Source organism: Pauljensenia sp. C0170B4, from assembly GCF_056590235.1.
The window spans coordinates 260124-275956 of the sequence record NZ_JBWPVS010000004.1; the positions used below are offsets into that span (position 1 = coordinate 260124).

Sequence of the window (15833 nt, forward strand, 5' to 3'; positions counted from 1 at the left end):
CACATGGACGTGACGCTGCCATTCGCGAAGCCGGCTTCGACAACGCCCGTGAGGCTGCCCGTATAAGCGGCGGCTCCGCACAAGCCCCACGACCCGCCAACCACAGATTTTCACAGACTTGACCGTTCAGTACTGAACAGATCGCCACGAGGAGGACCGATGGATCAGGACGCGATCCCACAGCCAGGCAGGCACGACACGGTTGATCAGCCGTTGACGCAAAAGGACGCCGGTTACGGATTCTTTTTCGATCAGAACATGTGCAATGGGTGCAAAGCCTGCCAGATCGCATGCAAGGACAAACATGACTTGCCTGTCGGCATGAACTGGCGCCGCGTGATCGAATACACCGGTGGCACGTGGAGCACCAACGAGCAGGACGGCACGTTCACGCCCAACGTATTCAGCTACTACACCTCCATCTCGTGCAACCACTGCGAGAACCCGATCTGTATGCGCGTATGCCCCACCACTGCGATGAGCCGACGCGACGACGGCACCGTCTACGTTGATCAGAGCAAGTGCGTGGGATGCCGATACTGCCAATGGGCATGCCCCTACGGCGCGCCGCAGCTCGATTCACGCACCGGTCACATGTCCAAGTGCGACCTGTGCTATGACTACCGCGAGCAGGGTCAGAACCCGGCATGTGTCGACGCCTGCCCGACCCGCGCGCTCGGATGGGGACCGATCGAAGCTCTGCGCAAGGAGTTCGGGTCCGAATCAGGTATCGCACCCCTGCCGGATCCGTCGATCACGAAACCGCACCTGGTCATCAAACCGCACCGTGATGCCCAAAAGTGGGATGAAGGCACCGGTATGATCCAGAATCCTGAAGAGATCTAGGCCCGTTACATCGGCACGAAGGAGCATCATGCACATCGGCGAACTCCCCATGATCATATTTACTGTCGTGGCTCAAATGTCGGTCGGAGCATTCTGGATTCTCGGCCTCATTCAGTTGATCGGACGGCGCTCAGGCATGAGTAACACCACGATTGACCGCATCACGAATGCCGGCATGTATGCGGCCGGCCCACTGTTGCTGTTCGGTTTCTTCGCGGCGTTCTTCCACCTCAATGATCCCTTCCATGCGCCCTTCACACTGCTCCATATCGGATCCTCGTGGCTCTCGCGCGAACTCATCTCCGGGGTTCTGTACGCCGGTCTCGGCGCCTGTTTCGCGATCGCTCAATGGTTCAACATCCTCAGCCGCACTGCCCGAGACACCCTCGCAGGACTGACCGCACTTGCCGGTCTGGCTCTGATCATCTCTATGACGGGTGTCTACTACTTCACCGAAACGGTTCCCGCCTGGCACAACATCTTCACGTGGGTTTCCTTCTTCTCCTCAGCGTTCTTTACCGGCTCCCTCGCTGTTGCGCTAGCCTTGTTCATCGCATGGAGTATGCAGTCCGGCAACGCCGCCCCCGCACGCAAGCAAGTCCGCGAGCCAGCTCGTGCAGGTGCCTACGCCGGCACTTCGTCCGTCCTCATTGACGAAGTCGACTCACCCATCACCGACGCTTCACCGAATTCTTCAGCCACGCAGCCAGCGCCACAGGCTCGCGCCGGCAAGAAGACAGGCCTGATGACCAAGGTGCTGGATATCGTCAAACGTGGCGTGTTCCCTGACGGCCAGCTCTCCGATGAAACCGTGACACTTGCGCAGCGTTCCATGCGCCTGTCCACCGCGATCGCAGCCATTGCCGGGATCGTCCTGATGGTCGCCTACCCCTTCTACATGACGTCTCTGGGATTAGGCAGCGAAGTGGAACGCACCGTCGCTCACCACATTGCCTCACACGGATACCTCGCAATACGCTTGGTGTCACTGGCCGTTGTGGTCGTGCTGATTGTGCTGGTTGTGCGCAAACAACTGGAAAAGGCAACCAGCCCGTCCAAGCCGCTGGTGTGGCTGCTTGCCGGAGCTTTCGTCCTGGCCGTTCTGACCGAGCTACTCGGCCGCGGTCTGCACTACGAAGGGCTCGTCCGAGTCGGAATCAACACCGTCTTCGGATAACATGACGTATCCGACACGCTGATTCATCCACGATAAGACACTGATGCTTGATACTGATTCACTCGACGCTTTCAGCGCCGCCTTTTCCGTACTTGGCGCTCTGCACCGCGTGCCGGCGCGCGACACGACGGCACGCAGCATTCGAGGCATGCTTAGCGACTGGCCCCTGCCTGCCAGCGGCGCTTCAGCAACGGGTATTGACCTGCTGCGTACCAGCTGTAACGAAGATGAGTATTCGCGTTGGTCGGATCAGGATGCGCTCTACGGCATCTCCGCGCGTGCACAGATCCCACCCTACGAGTCTGTTCACCGCGGCACTGACGGCCTGATCTTTGGCGTGGAGACTTTGCAGGTGCGTCAGTATTACGCGGCTCTGGGCTATGAGGCGCCACGACTGGGCAAAGAACCCGATGACCACATCGGTCTTGAGCTCGACTTCATATCAAAAGCGCTGCTGGTCGTGCTCGATCACCTTGAACAGGGCGACAGTGATCAGGCAGAAGACGCCCTCGTCCTTGCCGCATCTTTTACGTACACGCACCTGCTACAGTGGGCGCCTCAGATGCTGGAAAGTGCGGTCGAGCTTGCCCGGACACGTTGGGTACGCGGCCTGATCGAGCTGACCGGTGGCACGCTCGAGCAGTGGAAACAGGCTCTTGAAGATGACGGTCATCCTCTCGAACGCTATGTGCCGGATGAGGCTGCCCTGCACGAGGGCGACCTGACTGCATGCCAGGACGCACAGCGAAGCGGTGGCCCGGTGCCGGTGAAGATTCAGCCGGCACCGTCGCACTCCGCCTCACACAGTTGGCTGAGCGACCTGTGATGACCGCTTTCGATCCGTTGAGCGCGCCTGACACATCCGATGTGATCAGCCGGGGCACACGAGTGGGCACAGCCGCCTCCGTTTTGTCGATGCTCTTCGCATCCACACCCGAGACAGGCGTTCTGCATAACGTTGCGAACCCCGAGATGCTGCGGTTGTGGCCGCTGCGAGATGACGACTCACTGGAAGCGGCGCGACAACTTGCCGCTGCCGATGAGAGTGCCCGCCAGATTCGCGATGAGTATCTGCTGGTTCTGGGCTTTGGCGGCCCCATCCCGATGACGGAACGCGCTGCGGGGTTGGCGCAGCGTAACGCGTGCGCAGACCTCGACGCTTTATATGCCCGCCACGAATTCCCGACCGTCATGTTGCGCGATGTGCCTCTTGATCACGTGGGCGTGGAGGTCGCCTTCGCCGGGCACCTGGCGACTGCTCTTGCCCTGGCGTGGCGCACGCGCGACGCCGCCGCATGCGCGCAGCAGGCTCACAGTCTTGGCGATTTTCTCGATCACCACCTGGGCCCACTTGCAGCGCGTGTCATTCACGGGATCCGCACACAGTGCGCAACTGCGACGTATCGTGCGGCGGCTCTTCTGCTCACTGGGATGCTCAAGGAAAGCGTGGCGCTCGCCGATTTTGCCGTGCACGCGGATCCAGGCCAGGCGACTTCCAGCGAAACCGACATCTCATGAGCGCGATGCAGGCGGTGCTGCGGTGGCTCGGCGCCTTCGATCCGGCGCACCACCTGGTGCTGGTGTGTGACCATGAGGCGGTTCCCCCGATCAGCTCTGGAGATGCGGCGCTGGTGTGGGATAGCTGCCTACACACCGTGACCGCTTCTGATACAGCACAGCTGCTGGTCCAAGGTGCCGAGGCTGTTCGCTTCGTCCCCTGTTCGGAGCACCCATCGCAGTGCCAGGACACTTTGAAGCATTTGCGCAACATTTTCGGTGACCTGCTCGGCGCCTATAAGACTCCCCGGCGCGCAGCCCATCGTCCACGTGTCACTTGGATGGCACACGTGCAGATGCCCCGACGTGCCCTGCTTCCTGTGCCCTCGGATTCGGCGCTGACAATCTCAGCAAGCAACGAGTGGAGAAGCTTCGAAGCTTTCCATGAGTTGGCTGACCAGCGCGCCATCGTCCGGCCCGCGGTATTCGCCGATACCGACCGGGTGCACATGCTGCGCTGTTCGACATGTTCGGCTCAGGTCGTTCACTGTCAGGTCAACCAGTCCGCAGGCATCGATGCCTCTCAGGCGTTCCACGATTTTTCGGCGCTGTGTCCGGCATGCCAGGTCGCTGTCCATTACTGTCCCGCGCACACCACTCAGGACGAGCAGGGCGCGGCGCTTCTCGCACCTTTCGAAGCAGACGAACAGCGACGCGAGCAGACTGACCTGACGCCGTGCACAAAATGCCACAACTTGCATCCCGCGTCGGAGGGCGCTCTGTGCGCGCTGTGCACATTCCGCATGGCGCACCCCTTTGATGCCGCGATTCCTCGCGACGTGCGGGAAACCTTCCCTGAGGACGTGCGCACGCAGTTGCGCGGCATCTGAGCCGCATGGTCGTCTAGCCTGTAGAGTCCCGCAATGCGGGGGTTTGCCGTACCACTTCCGCAAATGCGGCATTAGTGACGAGATAGTTCCGCTATTACCCGATAGGATGATGAAGATGAATTATCGTATCTCGGAAGTGTCAGAGCTGTTGGGAGTCTCTGACGACACGATCCGTCGATGGATTGACGATGGACGCATCGAATCAGCCGAAGGCTCGTCACCCCGTGAGATCACGGGCGAGTCGTTGGCGCGTTATTTGATGTCCACTAACAACCTGTCAGGTAGTCACACGGCGTCGAGCCGTAACCTACTCAAAGGCCTGGTTCTGGAAGTCGAATCAGACAAAGTCATGAGCCAGGTCGTCATGCAGTGTGGCCCCTTTCGAGTCGTGTCACTGATTTCAACCGAGGCAGTACGAGACCTCGATTTGAAACCTGGCGTCATCGCGCGTGCGCAGATCAAAGCAACGAACGTCGCGATCGTCACGTAACTCGCTCGCGGCCATGCCGCAATGAAAAGATGAACAATGCTTCGCAAATTTGGTACCAGTTTTGCGCTGCTGGCAACGGCAGCATGTGCACTGGCAGGATGCTCCGGTGGCGGCTCAACAGAATCTGAACAGTCCGAACCCGCAGCTGCCCTTCAGTCAGAAACTTCGCAAAGCTCCGAGGCCGCTTCCGCGTCAGAGGGTCAGAACTACGGTGACATCACTATTTTCGCCGCAAAATCTCTGACGAAGTCCTTCACCGAACTCGGTGAAGCGTTCGAGGCGGAGAACCCAGGCTCGAAAGTGACGTTCAGCTTTGACGGCTCACAGAACCTAGTCGACCAGATTCACCAGGGCTCCCCCGCCGACGCATTGTTCACCGCCGACCAAAAGAACATGGACAAGGCCGCTGAAAATGGCGACGTCGAAGCTGATGCCTCCTACGCCACCAACACGCTGGTCATGGTGGTTCCCAAGGGCAACCCCGGCCAGGTCGAAGGCTTCACTACTGAGGCGCTCGAAGGTAAGAAGCTCGTGGTGTGCGCCGAGGGCGTCCCATGCGGCAACGCCACCAAGACTCTGGCTGAAAAGAACGGCGTCACTTTCCAGGCCGTGTCCGAGGAGCAGAACGTAGGCGACACGCTCGCCAAGGTTGAAACCGGTGAAGCTGATGCCGGACTCGTGTACAAGACCGATGCCATGTCATCAGACAAGGTTGACGTCATTGAGATCGTGAACGCCGATCAGGTTGTCAACGATTACCGCGTGGCTCTGACGAAGAGTGCGAAGAACAAGGAAGGCGGACAGGCGTTCATCGACTTCATCCTCTCCGACAAGGGTCAGCAGGTCCTCGACGCCTACGGATTCACTGCTCCGACTACGAAGCAAGCAGTACATACCGACATCCATGTGTGACCCGCTTCGGCGGGCCACACTCACGTAAGGGGCATTCGTGAAACTGAAATACGCGCCGTGGCTGACGGCACCGGGGATCCTGGCCGCGGTGTTCCTGGTATTCCCGCTGCTCACGATCTTTGTCCAGACGCCGTGGACTGATTTTGGCCGCTTCATTTCCACTGATATTTCTCAGGATGCCCTCTGGCTGTCACTGAAAACGTGCGGAGTATCGGTCGCGCTGTGCGTGTGTCTGGGCGTTCCCCTCGCATTCGTCCTGGCGAATCTGCCGGATGTGTGGTGGGCGCGGTTGCTGCGCACAATCGTCACCCTGCCGATGATGTTGCCGCCGGTGGTGGCTGGCTTGGCGCTGCTGCTCACCTGGGGGCGGCGTGGCCTGCTCGGCCAGCACCTGTCGGTGATCGGCATCGAAATCGGCTTCACCTCCATCGCGGTCATCATGGCGCAGACCTTCGTCGCCATGCCGTTCCTCATCTCCTCTCTTGAGGGTGCGATCCGCACCCGTGGAAACGAATACGACGAAGCCGCCCGCGCGCTCGGCGCCTCGCGTACCCGTACGTTCTTCCACGTCACCTTGCCCGTCATGTTCCCGTCGATCCTGTCAGCAGCTGCCGTGTCGTTCTCTCGCGCGCTGGGCGAATTCGGTGCGACGATCACATTCGCAGGCTCGCTGCAGGGCACCACCCAAACCATGCCGCTCGCCATTTACCTGCAGCGTCAGTCCTCCACAGAAGAAGCGCTCGCCCTGTCAGTCGTCCTTCTCACCATGGCAATCGTCATTCTGTTCGGAGCGAATCTCCTCGCTGTGCACCTTCCCGGTGGCCGCCCTGCAACCGAGCGGAAACCATACAGCGATCACGCGCAGCGAATTGACGAGGATGCCCTCGACACTCCTCTTCCCGACGAAAACAAGACGGACAGCGTTGACCACTCCAAGGTGGATTCGGCCACTGCCACTGCTGCGCGTCCCTCATCGAGCACGGACATCGATGTCGATGCGGAAGTGGCTCAACGTGGAGTAATGCTGAAGGTGCACATTCCCGGCGGTCAGATGACGGCCGTCATGGGGCCGAACGGTTCAGGCAAATCGACGCTGCTGGGGCTGATTTCTGGCACAGTGACTGCGTCCAGCGGTGGAGTCACGTTTTCGAAGCCGTCACCCAGGATCGTCCTGCTGCAGCAAAAACCGTTGCTGTTCCCGCATATGAGTGTGCTTAAGAACGTGGAGTTCGGGTTGTGTTCGGGCGGAGCGTCGCGCGCCGATGCACGCAGGCGCGCAATGGCTGAGCTGCGGGCGGTGCGAATGGATGGACTGGCGGATCGTCGTTCCACGCAGCTGTCGGGAGGCCAGGCTCAGCGGGCTGCCATTGCCCGCGCCATGGCGTTGGATCCGGACATTGTGCTGCTCGATGAGCCAATGGCCGGGCTGGATGAGCGGTCAGCGCAGTCGGTGCGCACTGAGCTGGAACGCCGCATGCGCACCTCTCCCTTTACCGGCGTGCTGGTAACGCATGATCCAGAGGATGCCGAACAGCTCGCTGATTTCAACGTGCTGATTCGCCACGGCCGTGTCGATCGTGCAGAATCCGTCGACTCCGCTTCCTGAGCGTCCAGCCGGGGCGTTGGGCCCTCCAATACCCAGCCAACTGGCGTCCGGCCATTGCTTGAACGTCCGTCGGGTCAGCGGCTAGCTGCCTGTCGCACGACCCAGCGACTATCGTTCAGCCAGCGTCAGGCTCAAATCCGGGGCGATACCAGTCGCCCGACCGCCCGCCTGCCTTGTGGATGATCTGGCAGTTGGTGATTCTGGCTGAACGATCAACGCCTTTCACCATGTCAATAATCGCCAATGCGGCCACCGAAACAGCGGTAAGCGCCTCCATCTCCACTCCCGTGCGATCTGCAGTTCGGACCGTTGCGCGAATCAGCACCCGGTCCGCGCCCAGTTCAAGATCCACTTCGCAGCCGTGCACGCCGATGACATGAGCCAACGGCAGCAAGTCAGGCACCTTCTTTGCCGCCGCGATTCCCGCAATGCGCGCCACTGCCAGCACATCGCCCTTGGGGACGGTTCCGTCGCGCAGCGTCTGCATGATCTTCGGTGAGCACTCAACCTCGCCAATAGCTGTTGCTTCTCGAACGGTTGGCTTCTTGGCGGTGACGTCCACCATGAAAGCACTGCCGTCTTCATTCAGATGCGTCAGTTTCATCGCGCCCTCCCTAACCACATCACATCAACCAGATCGCCAGCCTCCACCTTCGCACGTTCAGCCGGCACGCGCGCCAGACCGGTTGCACCGGCAAGGGAGGCCACAAAATGAGACTTCGAGCCGCCGTGGCTGGACGGGTGGATCAGCACGCCATCAGGTGTGACAGTGCCACGCTCGTCCCTGTTGCTATCCCCAATCATCACCTCCCGCTCGCGGGCAGTGACCGGCAGGAACTGTACGCGGCCAGGTTTGCGTGACCAACCGGTACCTGCACGAACCGTGGTAAACAGTGCATCAAAATCGACGGGAGGCTCACCGGCGAGCGCGCGCATCAACGGCACGGCAAACAGGTGCCAGGAGACGAAAACACTGACGGGATTGCCAGGCAGGCACAGAATCGGGATGCGGCGCGCGGGATGACCCGCAGGCTCGAGCACACCACATCCCTGGGGTTTACCCGGCTGCATCCCCACCTTCACGAACTCCACGCCGTATGCCCGCAAAGCGGCTTTGACCACGTCAAACGCGCCGGCCGAAACGCCGCCTGCCGTGATGAGCAGGTCAACCTGGTCGAGGATATCCTGCAGATCCCTCATGAAATCTTCCACTGTATCGGCGTGGAATGCGCGGACCAACGGCACCGCACCGGCTTCACGGACCATGCCTGCCAACAGGATTGAGTTGGAGTCCGGGATCTGTCCGAGGGCAAGGTCAGCTCCAGCCTCGCGCAGCTCCTCCCCCGTCGTGATCACTCCGACACGCACCTGTGAACGTACCGCCACCTGCCCGTATCCCACAGAGACGAGGGCGGACAGGTGAGCTGCGGTCAGGTGCGTTCCTGAAGGATAGAGCAGGTCGCCCTCGTTGATGTCCTCACCGCGTCTGCGCACATTTGCGCCTGCAGGAACTGTCGCGGTTGGAACAATCCGGGCGGGCGGATCTGGCGCCATATTGGCTCCGGGGTTCTGTGTGTTTTCAACCGGGATCACGGCGTCGGCGCCCTCCGGCATCGGCGCACCTGTCATGATGCGTATGGCGCAGCCCGCGGGAAGAACTGGAATATCAGTGCGGCCGGCGGGAATATCGTCTGAGACACGCAGTGCGTGGCCCTCGCGTACCTCGTCAGCACGCACGGCAAAACCGTCCATCGCGGAGTTTGTGAACGGTGGGACGGCGAAGCGTGCGCGGATGTCCTCAACCAGAACTCGCCCCAGAGCTTCGTCGATGGGAACAGTACTTTCCGGAAGAGGCGCGCCCAAGGCCATCACGTCGCGATAATGATCGGCAACGTCTTTCATCTGCTTGTTCCTTTCCTCTGCGCGTGCGGTTCCTTACGGCATTTCAGGCTTACTCCGGGTGACCGGAGATGCGCGTTGAAGTCCGCCGCTTAAATGTCATGTCCCGTAGCTGCCCCGCAGCTGTGTCGATGAACGCGACACGCCCCAGCAGGAGCTGCCCGTATCCGGCGGCAAGTTTAGTCACCTCTCCTACCATAAGAGATCCGACCATCCCGGTGATCGGACCGATGACAGGCGAGCTCGCTCCCTCTGCGACCACGTCTTCTCGCGGCGCGCACGCATACAGGTCAGTGAGGCGAACCTCGACGGGTACGCCCGCTGTACGCGCAGCAGGACCGCTCCAGAAAGTTGAGACTTGCCCGGCAGCTCCCAGCACGGATCCCCACACTTCAGGTTTACCCAAGCGTGTGGCCGCCGCGTCGATGAGGTAACGGGTGGCGAAATTGTCCGTGGCGTCAACAATGATGTCGAATGGCTCGAACAGGTCATCAACATTTTCAGCCGTCAGACGCAGGTGGTAACACGTCACGTCCACGTCCGGATTGAGATCAGCGATCCGTCGCGCTGCACTGTCTGTTTTCGCTTGTCCGAGCTCGCTCATGGAGTGAATGACCTGGCGATGCAGATTCGACGTATCCAGTACATCGGAATCCACGATGCCGATGTGACCAATGCCGGCACCTGCCAGATACATCAGCACCGGCGAGCCGAGCCCTCCGGCCCCGATCACCAAAACCGACGTGCCCAGCAGTCGGCGCTGGCCTTCTTCTCCCATGCCGTCGAGCAACATCGGGCGCGCATAGCGTTCGCGTTGTTCGTCGGTCAGTGCCGTGCCGGCTCGTCCAAGCGGTGTGATCATCACCCACCTACTGTACGCGAGTCGAATTGCTGATGAGCTGGCGCTGCAACGCTTACCATGTCAGACCAGTCGCCCTCGGACATGCGCGTAAGAAAACGCGGAGCGGCGGTGCCCGACGGACGGGTTGTTGGCCTCTTCGAGGCGCGTGAGTATGATTGCCTTCATGCCTCATGTTGCGGTGGTCACGATATCTGACAGGTCTGCGGCCGGAGTGCGAACCGACCGTTCCGGGCCGCTCGCACAGAAACTGCTGAGCGAATATGCGCAAGTCAGCGGTGTGGTGATCGTCCCTGACGACGCTGACGCAATTACCGCCGCGATCAGGGATGCTGTTGCCGGCGGAGCCAACATCGTGTTCACCACGGGCGGCACAGGCTTTTCCACGCGTGACGTCACTCCCGAGGCGACCATGCCACTGTTGTCGAAGCGGGCCGAGGGCATCGAGGCGGCTTTGCGTTCCAATCCGGAGGTTCCAGCTGCCGCGTTGTCACGCGGGGTGTCAGGCGTCATCGAGTGTGAGGGGCGGCGCGCTTTCGTTGTCAACGCTCCTGGGTCAACGGACGGAGTGCGCGATGCTGTGGCCGTAGTCGGTCCGCTGATCTCACACATCACCGAGCAACTTGCTGACGCTGACCACACGGCGCCCGCCGAGCAGATCGGCCAGTCGGCTCATCAGCGTGCCACCCATGCGATCCAGAGCCGCGGGGTCAGCGACGGTTCAGATGCGCGCGTTGTGATCGCAGAAGTCACGGATCAGCCTATCGATGTGACAGCGTTGCAGGAAGCGGTGCGCGATTCTCAAGCTGGTGCCGTGGTTCTTTTTGATGGCCGGGTGCGCAACCATGATGACGGCAAGGGCGTTGTGTCGATTGACTATGAAGCGCATCCCGATGCCGGCATGGTGATTGAACGGATTGCCCGAAGATGTGCGCACGGGTCAGGTGCGATCAAGCTGGCGATTCAGCATCGCTACGGTCACCTTGAGGTGGGTGACGTGGCGTTTGCGGCTGCGGCGTCGGCGGCGCACCGGCGCGAGGCGTTCGCCCTGCTGGAAAGTACGGTTGAACAGGTCAAAGCCGAGTTGCCGGTGTGGAAAAAGCAGGAGTTTGTCGACGGCTCACACGAGTGGACAGGCAGCGCATAGGGAACGTAGGGTGCGAAGGCTGCGCGCGTGACGCACAGGTCCCGTCCTCGCTCTATCCAACAGCTGCGCACGTGGCGCGAAGTCTTGAGCTACCGGAATCCTGACGGCGTGCGTGTGCCAACAGCTGCGCCCGTGGCGCGGAGTCAGAATTATCCGCCGGCAAATGGTGGCAGCACTTCGATCTGAATGTTGTCTCCGAGCTGACAACGCTCCGCCTCGCTGATGGTCTGGCCGTCGATAATCAGAGCACACACCCCGACGAGGTCTGCAAAATGCGCTGACTTTCCTACGGCTAAGCAGGCCCGCAATTCGGCCGCGTCTATTGACTGCGGCACGTCAACAGTTTCGGTGCGCGTGCCAGCTGCTTCTGCTGCACCAGCGAAGTACGTGACGTGAGCTCGAGTCATTTATCCTCCGATCGCGCTCATGGGGCGGCGCGGTTTCAAGAAGTCTGGGTCATTGATCCCGTGACTCGGTTGTTTACCCCACATGGCAAGTCGCCACGTCTGCGCGATGTCCTCGTCGGTGGCGCCTGTGCGCATCATCGTGCGCACATCAGTTTCTGAGCGGGCAAAAAGACAGGTTCGGATATTCCCATCTGCGGTCAGGCGTGTGCGGTCACATTCGCCACAGAAAGGTCGTGTCACTGACGCAATGATGCCGAATCTGCCGCCTGGGTGATCGGCACCTGACATCACATCCCACTCTTCTGCCGGGGAGGCTCCTCGTTCCCGATCGGACCGATGAGCCAAATCAAAGTGTGGGCGCAATGTGTCCAGAATGTTGTCGCGAGTGATCATATCTTCGCATTTCCACGATCCGCGCGGTCCAAGAGGCATGAATTCGATAAAACGCAGTTCGTATCCGTTACGCAGCGCGTGCCGAAGCAGCTCTGGCGCCTGATCCTCGTTCACACCCGGCATCAGCAGCGCGTTCAACTTGACTGGACGAAGGCCGGCCTGGGCAGCCGCAGCAGCTCCCTGAACCGCATCATCGAATCGGTCCCGTCGGGTCATCATGCGATAGCCCTGGCGAGTCGCCGAATCCATTGAAATGTTGACTCGCTGAAGGCCGGCGCGCGCCAGCGCTTCAGCTCGGTGCGTCAGGCCCAGACCATTGGTCGTCATGGATAGATCTGGCCGCGTCCCTTTCCAGGTACACAAACTCGCCGCGTATGACACAAGTTCTTCCAGGCTGCGGCGCATCAATGGCTCGCCGCCGGTGAAGCGTATTTTTTCTATTCCGCACTGCTGAACGCCAATATGGATCATCCGTTTGATTTCATCATCTGTGAGGATTCGGTCAGGGGAAGAAAACTCCACACCTTCTGCAGGCATGCAGTACTGGCATCGCAAATTACACCTGTCAGTTACCGAGATGCGTAGATCTCTGGCGACTCGCCCAAACTGATCGAGTAACACGGGAACATCCGGGCGCTTTGCCGGATCAAGACGTGCCTGCATCAGTGGCATATTCAATGCGATGCTCAAGAAACCTCCTCCGCAATGCACCTAGTGTAAGGAGCCTAGTTTAGCAGCGCAGATCAGCGAACTCTTTGCGCACAACTAAGGCAGTCTGCTCGGCATCAAAGATCAGACCGTGCCTCCCGCCCGTCATCGGAAAGCAGGTATTCTTCGAGCGTTGCGACTTCTTCCCACGTGTCCACGTCAAACCCGCATTGCGACTGATCCGGTACGCCGACAAGATGCGCATCTGAAAACGCTCGCCGCAAGGACTTATTGCGCACGTGATCGCGCATGACATCTTGCAGGAATTCGGATCGATAGATTCCCTGGGTGAGTTGCAGAATGTCGCCTTCTGGCGTGTGCTGAACCGGTACTGCACCGTCGCATGATTCTGCTTCGAACGCTTCTAGCAGCGCCGGGATTAATCGCGCCGACAGTGGTGCATCACACGTCATGAATGCCACGAGGGCGCCCTCGTCAATCGTGAGCGCATGGAATCCCGCAGCATAACCGGCCAGCGGCCCGCCAAAAGGCGGATCCTCGAGTATGCGAATGACGCTGGGCGGCACTGACACTTCGGGGGGCGCCACGACGACGATGCGTGCGCGAGGGGCGGTGCGGCTGATTTCGGCAAGCGCATGATCGAGAAGCCTCTTTCCCGCGACCATCACGTCCGGTTTGGACACTCCACCCATGCGGGCTGCGGTTCCGCCTGCCAGCACGAGAACGCCTGCAAGATGATGCATGCTCATGTCGGGCTCCCCTTGTTGGCCATGCGCAGTGGACATGCGGGCAGGCTCAGTAGTGGCTTTGGGTTGCGAACTGTCACGTTCATGTTACCTTCCCGGCTGAGGGCCAATCCGGGAAAACTCCTTGGTCGCGTGTCATCTGACCAATCCGAAGATGGACACCGTCCAATCATGAAAATGTACTCAGCGCCGTGCCACCATCCAGGCATCCCCATAAGGAGCAGAGCGAAATCTAGGACACTCCAGTACAGGGCACTGATCGTCCCCCGATACGCCCACCACAACGCGTGGAACTCAAAAGCAACAGAAAATGTCCTATAACCTCAAAGGTTCCGGTGGCCTCACTCTTTTTCATATGCTGCCGTTCTTTCTTGAATGGCACGCAACTTTTCATGATCGAATTTGGGCGTGCGATCGAAATTGACGATTCCGTTTTTCTCTTGGAAAACATCTGTCAGCTGGGTGTAGCAGTACCCAAACATGTTGCTGTCGCAGCTGAGAACTTGTACTAATCCCTCGAATCGTTCGTAAAACTCCTCCAGACTGTTCACCCTATCTCCGTAGCCCCACGATTCAGCTTGATCGTTGTTTCCTCGTCGATTTCTTGCCTCTTCCTCATTCCACCAGATGCCGCCAAATTCCGACACGAAGAAGGGCTGGCCGTCGTAATCAATCGAAAAACGCCCATCTGCAAAGGGCATCGTATTGTCTTCCAAGACCACTCGATTGACATACGGTTTTCCGTCTTTCAAACCTGCTTGTTCACGTTTAAACGCTGCAGGATCTTGCTCATAAGAATGCGAATCATAGATATCTGCGCCGCGGACTCTATGCGAATACCCGGATGCATCAAGCACGGGGCGAGTCGGATCTGCCAGCTTTGTGGCCCAGTACATTCCCTGCGTGACATCATCCAGCACTGTGATGTGGTCATGCAGCACTTGGTGCGTCTCATTTAATGGGCACCATCCGATGATACTTGGGTGTGAAATATCCCGGTTAAGTGTTTCAATCCATTGCGTAATGAACGACGCAGTAGGCTCCTGATTGTATCCAAGAGGTCCTCGACCAGAAACTCCCCAGTCTCCGAATTCTCCCCAGAGAAGATAGCCGTACATATCGGTCCAAAACATCATGCGCTCTTCGAAAACCTTTTGATGAAGCCGCGCACCGTTAAACCCGGCAGAAAGAGCCAGTTGAATATCTTCGACAATTGCATCATCACTCGGTGCAGTCATCAAGGAATCTGGCCAATATCCCTGGTCCAGGACCAGTCTCTGGAAAATCTTCTTCCCATTTATCCGGAACTCGTTGCCCTTAATTGAGATAGAACGAAGACCGCAATAGGACGAAATTTCATCCCTGATCGATCCGTCCTCGTTTGCCAGCAGTATCGTCAGTCGGTATAGTTCTGGATCTCCCGGTCCCCATATACGAACTTTTTCAGCAGGAATCTCCACTACGACTTTTGGAGATAGATCCTTTCCAACTGCTACGTGGGCCGACGCGACAAAGTCTCCCTCAGGTTCACTCACAACGACCTTCAGTTGACCATCACATACGCTCCTCGAAACCGAAGCTGTCACTTCAAAGCTCTGCGTTCCCATATTCGGAAACACCTTAACTGACTTAATATGCTCCCGCGGGACGCCTTCCAGCCAAACAGTCTGCCAAATTCCTGTCGTACGCGTGTATTGGCAGTGTGTCGAGTCATACCACGTAGCCTGCTTTCCGCGAGCCTGAGGCATGCCGCGTAAGTCGCGAGCTCGAACAACAACAGTCGCCTCTTCACCAGCACCAACCACACCATCCAAGTCTGCGTCGAATGGTGTAAAGCCGCCCCGATGCCGTGCCACCTCGACTCCGTTAACCCAAACCGTCGTATCGTGATCGACCGCTCCGAAATGCAAAACCGGTCGGATATCATCGTCTTTCCATTCGGATGGAACTGTCAGCGTTTTTCTATACCAGACCGCGTTCAAGAAATCAGTGTTTTCAATTCCCGACATTTTCGACTCAGGCGCAAATGGGACTTCGATAGAATCAGCTAACTGCCGATCCAGCAAACCCCGCTCACGGCCAGAGTCTCCAGGGTCAACCTCAAATTCCCATTGACCATTGAGATTGACCCAATTCTTCCGAGCAAACTGAGGTCTAGGGTGTTCAGGCTTACATGACCCACTCTCCTTATCTGCGGGCCCATCTAGAAGTGCGGCCAATTTTCTTGCTCTTTCACGCACGTCATCCAGAGATGTTTTTTTCTCAGCCTGCTCATTCACCATTTCAAATTCCTCT

The 15833-nt window shown here is 59.0% G+C and carries 16 protein-coding genes; 9 read left to right on the plus strand and 7 right to left on the minus strand.

The window, feature by feature from the left end:
* Nucleotides 1–159 precede the first annotated feature (159 nt).
* The 8 genes from AC1EJ1_RS07115 to AC1EJ1_RS07150 all read left to right on the plus strand — a co-directional run bounded on the left by AC1EJ1_RS07115 (nucleotide 160) and on the right by AC1EJ1_RS07150 (nucleotide 7418).
* Nucleotides 160–846, plus strand: a complete 687-nt coding sequence (locus AC1EJ1_RS07115; protein ID WP_070725083.1) for a DMSO/selenate family reductase complex B subunit — start codon at nucleotides 160–162, stop codon at nucleotides 844–846.
* Between the two features lie 28 nt (nucleotides 847–874).
* Entirely contained in the window at nucleotides 875–2023 is a 1149-nt protein-coding gene (locus AC1EJ1_RS07120; RefSeq protein WP_285014393.1) for a dimethyl sulfoxide reductase anchor subunit family protein, read from the plus strand.
* 43 nt (nucleotides 2024–2066) lie between these two features.
* A complete protein-coding gene (locus tag AC1EJ1_RS07125; protein ID WP_285014391.1) occupies nucleotides 2067–2849 on the plus strand; it encodes a TorD/DmsD family molecular chaperone in 783 nt (260 codons plus the stop codon).
* On the plus strand, nucleotides 2849–3541 hold the full coding sequence (locus AC1EJ1_RS07130; RefSeq protein WP_285014390.1) for a TorD/DmsD family molecular chaperone: 693 nt from the start codon (nucleotides 2849–2851) through the stop codon (nucleotides 3539–3541). The genes AC1EJ1_RS07125 and AC1EJ1_RS07130 overlap by 1 nt, the downstream gene beginning before the upstream one ends.
* On the plus strand, nucleotides 3538–4410 hold the full coding sequence (locus tag AC1EJ1_RS07135) for a hypothetical protein (RefSeq protein WP_285014388.1): 873 nt from the start codon (nucleotides 3538–3540) through the stop codon (nucleotides 4408–4410). Before AC1EJ1_RS07130 ends, AC1EJ1_RS07135 begins: the two co-directional genes overlap by 4 nt.
* A gap of 115 nt (nucleotides 4411–4525) precedes the next feature.
* On the plus strand, nucleotides 4526–4900 hold the full coding sequence (locus AC1EJ1_RS07140; RefSeq protein WP_070725133.1) for a TOBE domain-containing protein: 375 nt from the start codon (nucleotides 4526–4528) through the stop codon (nucleotides 4898–4900).
* Between the two features lie 36 nt (nucleotides 4901–4936).
* Nucleotides 4937–5812: a molybdate ABC transporter substrate-binding protein gene (modA, locus tag AC1EJ1_RS07145; protein ID WP_285014387.1), complete on the plus strand. Its 876-nt coding sequence runs from the start codon at nucleotides 4937–4939 to the stop codon at nucleotides 5810–5812.
* Between the two features lie 37 nt (nucleotides 5813–5849).
* On the plus strand, nucleotides 5850–7418 hold the full coding sequence (locus AC1EJ1_RS07150) for an ABC transporter permease (protein ID WP_285014386.1): 1569 nt from the start codon (nucleotides 5850–5852) through the stop codon (nucleotides 7416–7418).
* Between the two features lie 115 nt (nucleotides 7419–7533).
* Here AC1EJ1_RS07150 and moaC read toward each other — a convergent pair whose 3' ends face one another.
* Genes moaC through AC1EJ1_RS07165 form a run of 3 tightly spaced genes read right to left on the minus strand, consistent with a single transcriptional unit; the run spans nucleotide 7534 to nucleotide 10179 of the window.
* Complete coding sequence (gene moaC, locus AC1EJ1_RS07155) at nucleotides 7534–8022, minus strand: cyclic pyranopterin monophosphate synthase MoaC (RefSeq protein WP_058236293.1); 489 nt, start codon at nucleotides 8020–8022, stop codon at nucleotides 7534–7536.
* Complete coding sequence (locus AC1EJ1_RS07160) at nucleotides 8019–9320, minus strand: molybdopterin molybdotransferase MoeA (RefSeq protein ID WP_285014385.1); 1302 nt, start codon at nucleotides 9318–9320, stop codon at nucleotides 8019–8021. Before AC1EJ1_RS07160 ends, moaC begins: the two co-directional genes overlap by 4 nt.
* Before the next feature lie 49 nt (nucleotides 9321–9369).
* Nucleotides 9370–10179: a HesA/MoeB/ThiF family protein gene (locus AC1EJ1_RS07165; protein ID WP_285014710.1), complete on the minus strand. Its 810-nt coding sequence runs from the start codon at nucleotides 10177–10179 to the stop codon at nucleotides 9370–9372.
* A 163-nt stretch (nucleotides 10180–10342) separates the two neighbouring features.
* Between AC1EJ1_RS07165 and AC1EJ1_RS07170 the strand changes: the two genes are divergently transcribed.
* Entirely contained in the window at nucleotides 10343–11323 is a 981-nt protein-coding gene (locus tag AC1EJ1_RS07170; RefSeq protein WP_285014383.1) for a molybdenum cofactor biosynthesis protein MoaE, read from the plus strand.
* A gap of 149 nt (nucleotides 11324–11472) precedes the next feature.
* On the opposite strand, the gene AC1EJ1_RS07175 is transcribed toward AC1EJ1_RS07170, so the two are convergent.
* The 4 genes from AC1EJ1_RS07175 to AC1EJ1_RS07190 all read right to left on the minus strand — a co-directional run bounded on the left by AC1EJ1_RS07175 (nucleotide 11473) and on the right by AC1EJ1_RS07190 (nucleotide 15820).
* Entirely contained in the window at nucleotides 11473–11730 is a 258-nt protein-coding gene (locus tag AC1EJ1_RS07175) for a MoaD/ThiS family protein (RefSeq protein ID WP_058236289.1), read from the minus strand.
* Nucleotides 11731–12813, minus strand: a complete 1083-nt coding sequence (gene moaA, locus AC1EJ1_RS07180) for a GTP 3',8-cyclase MoaA (RefSeq protein ID WP_480295597.1) — start codon at nucleotides 12811–12813, stop codon at nucleotides 11731–11733.
* Between the two features lie 95 nt (nucleotides 12814–12908).
* Complete coding sequence (mobA, locus tag AC1EJ1_RS07185; RefSeq protein WP_285014380.1) at nucleotides 12909–13541, minus strand: molybdenum cofactor guanylyltransferase; 633 nt, start codon at nucleotides 13539–13541, stop codon at nucleotides 12909–12911.
* Nucleotides 13542–13879: 338 nt separating this feature from the next.
* Nucleotides 13880–15820, minus strand: coding sequence for a glycoside hydrolase family 2 protein (locus AC1EJ1_RS07190; protein ID WP_480295598.1), 1941 nt, complete (start codon nucleotides 15818–15820; stop codon nucleotides 13880–13882).
* Between the last annotated feature and the right edge of the window lie 13 nt (nucleotides 15821–15833).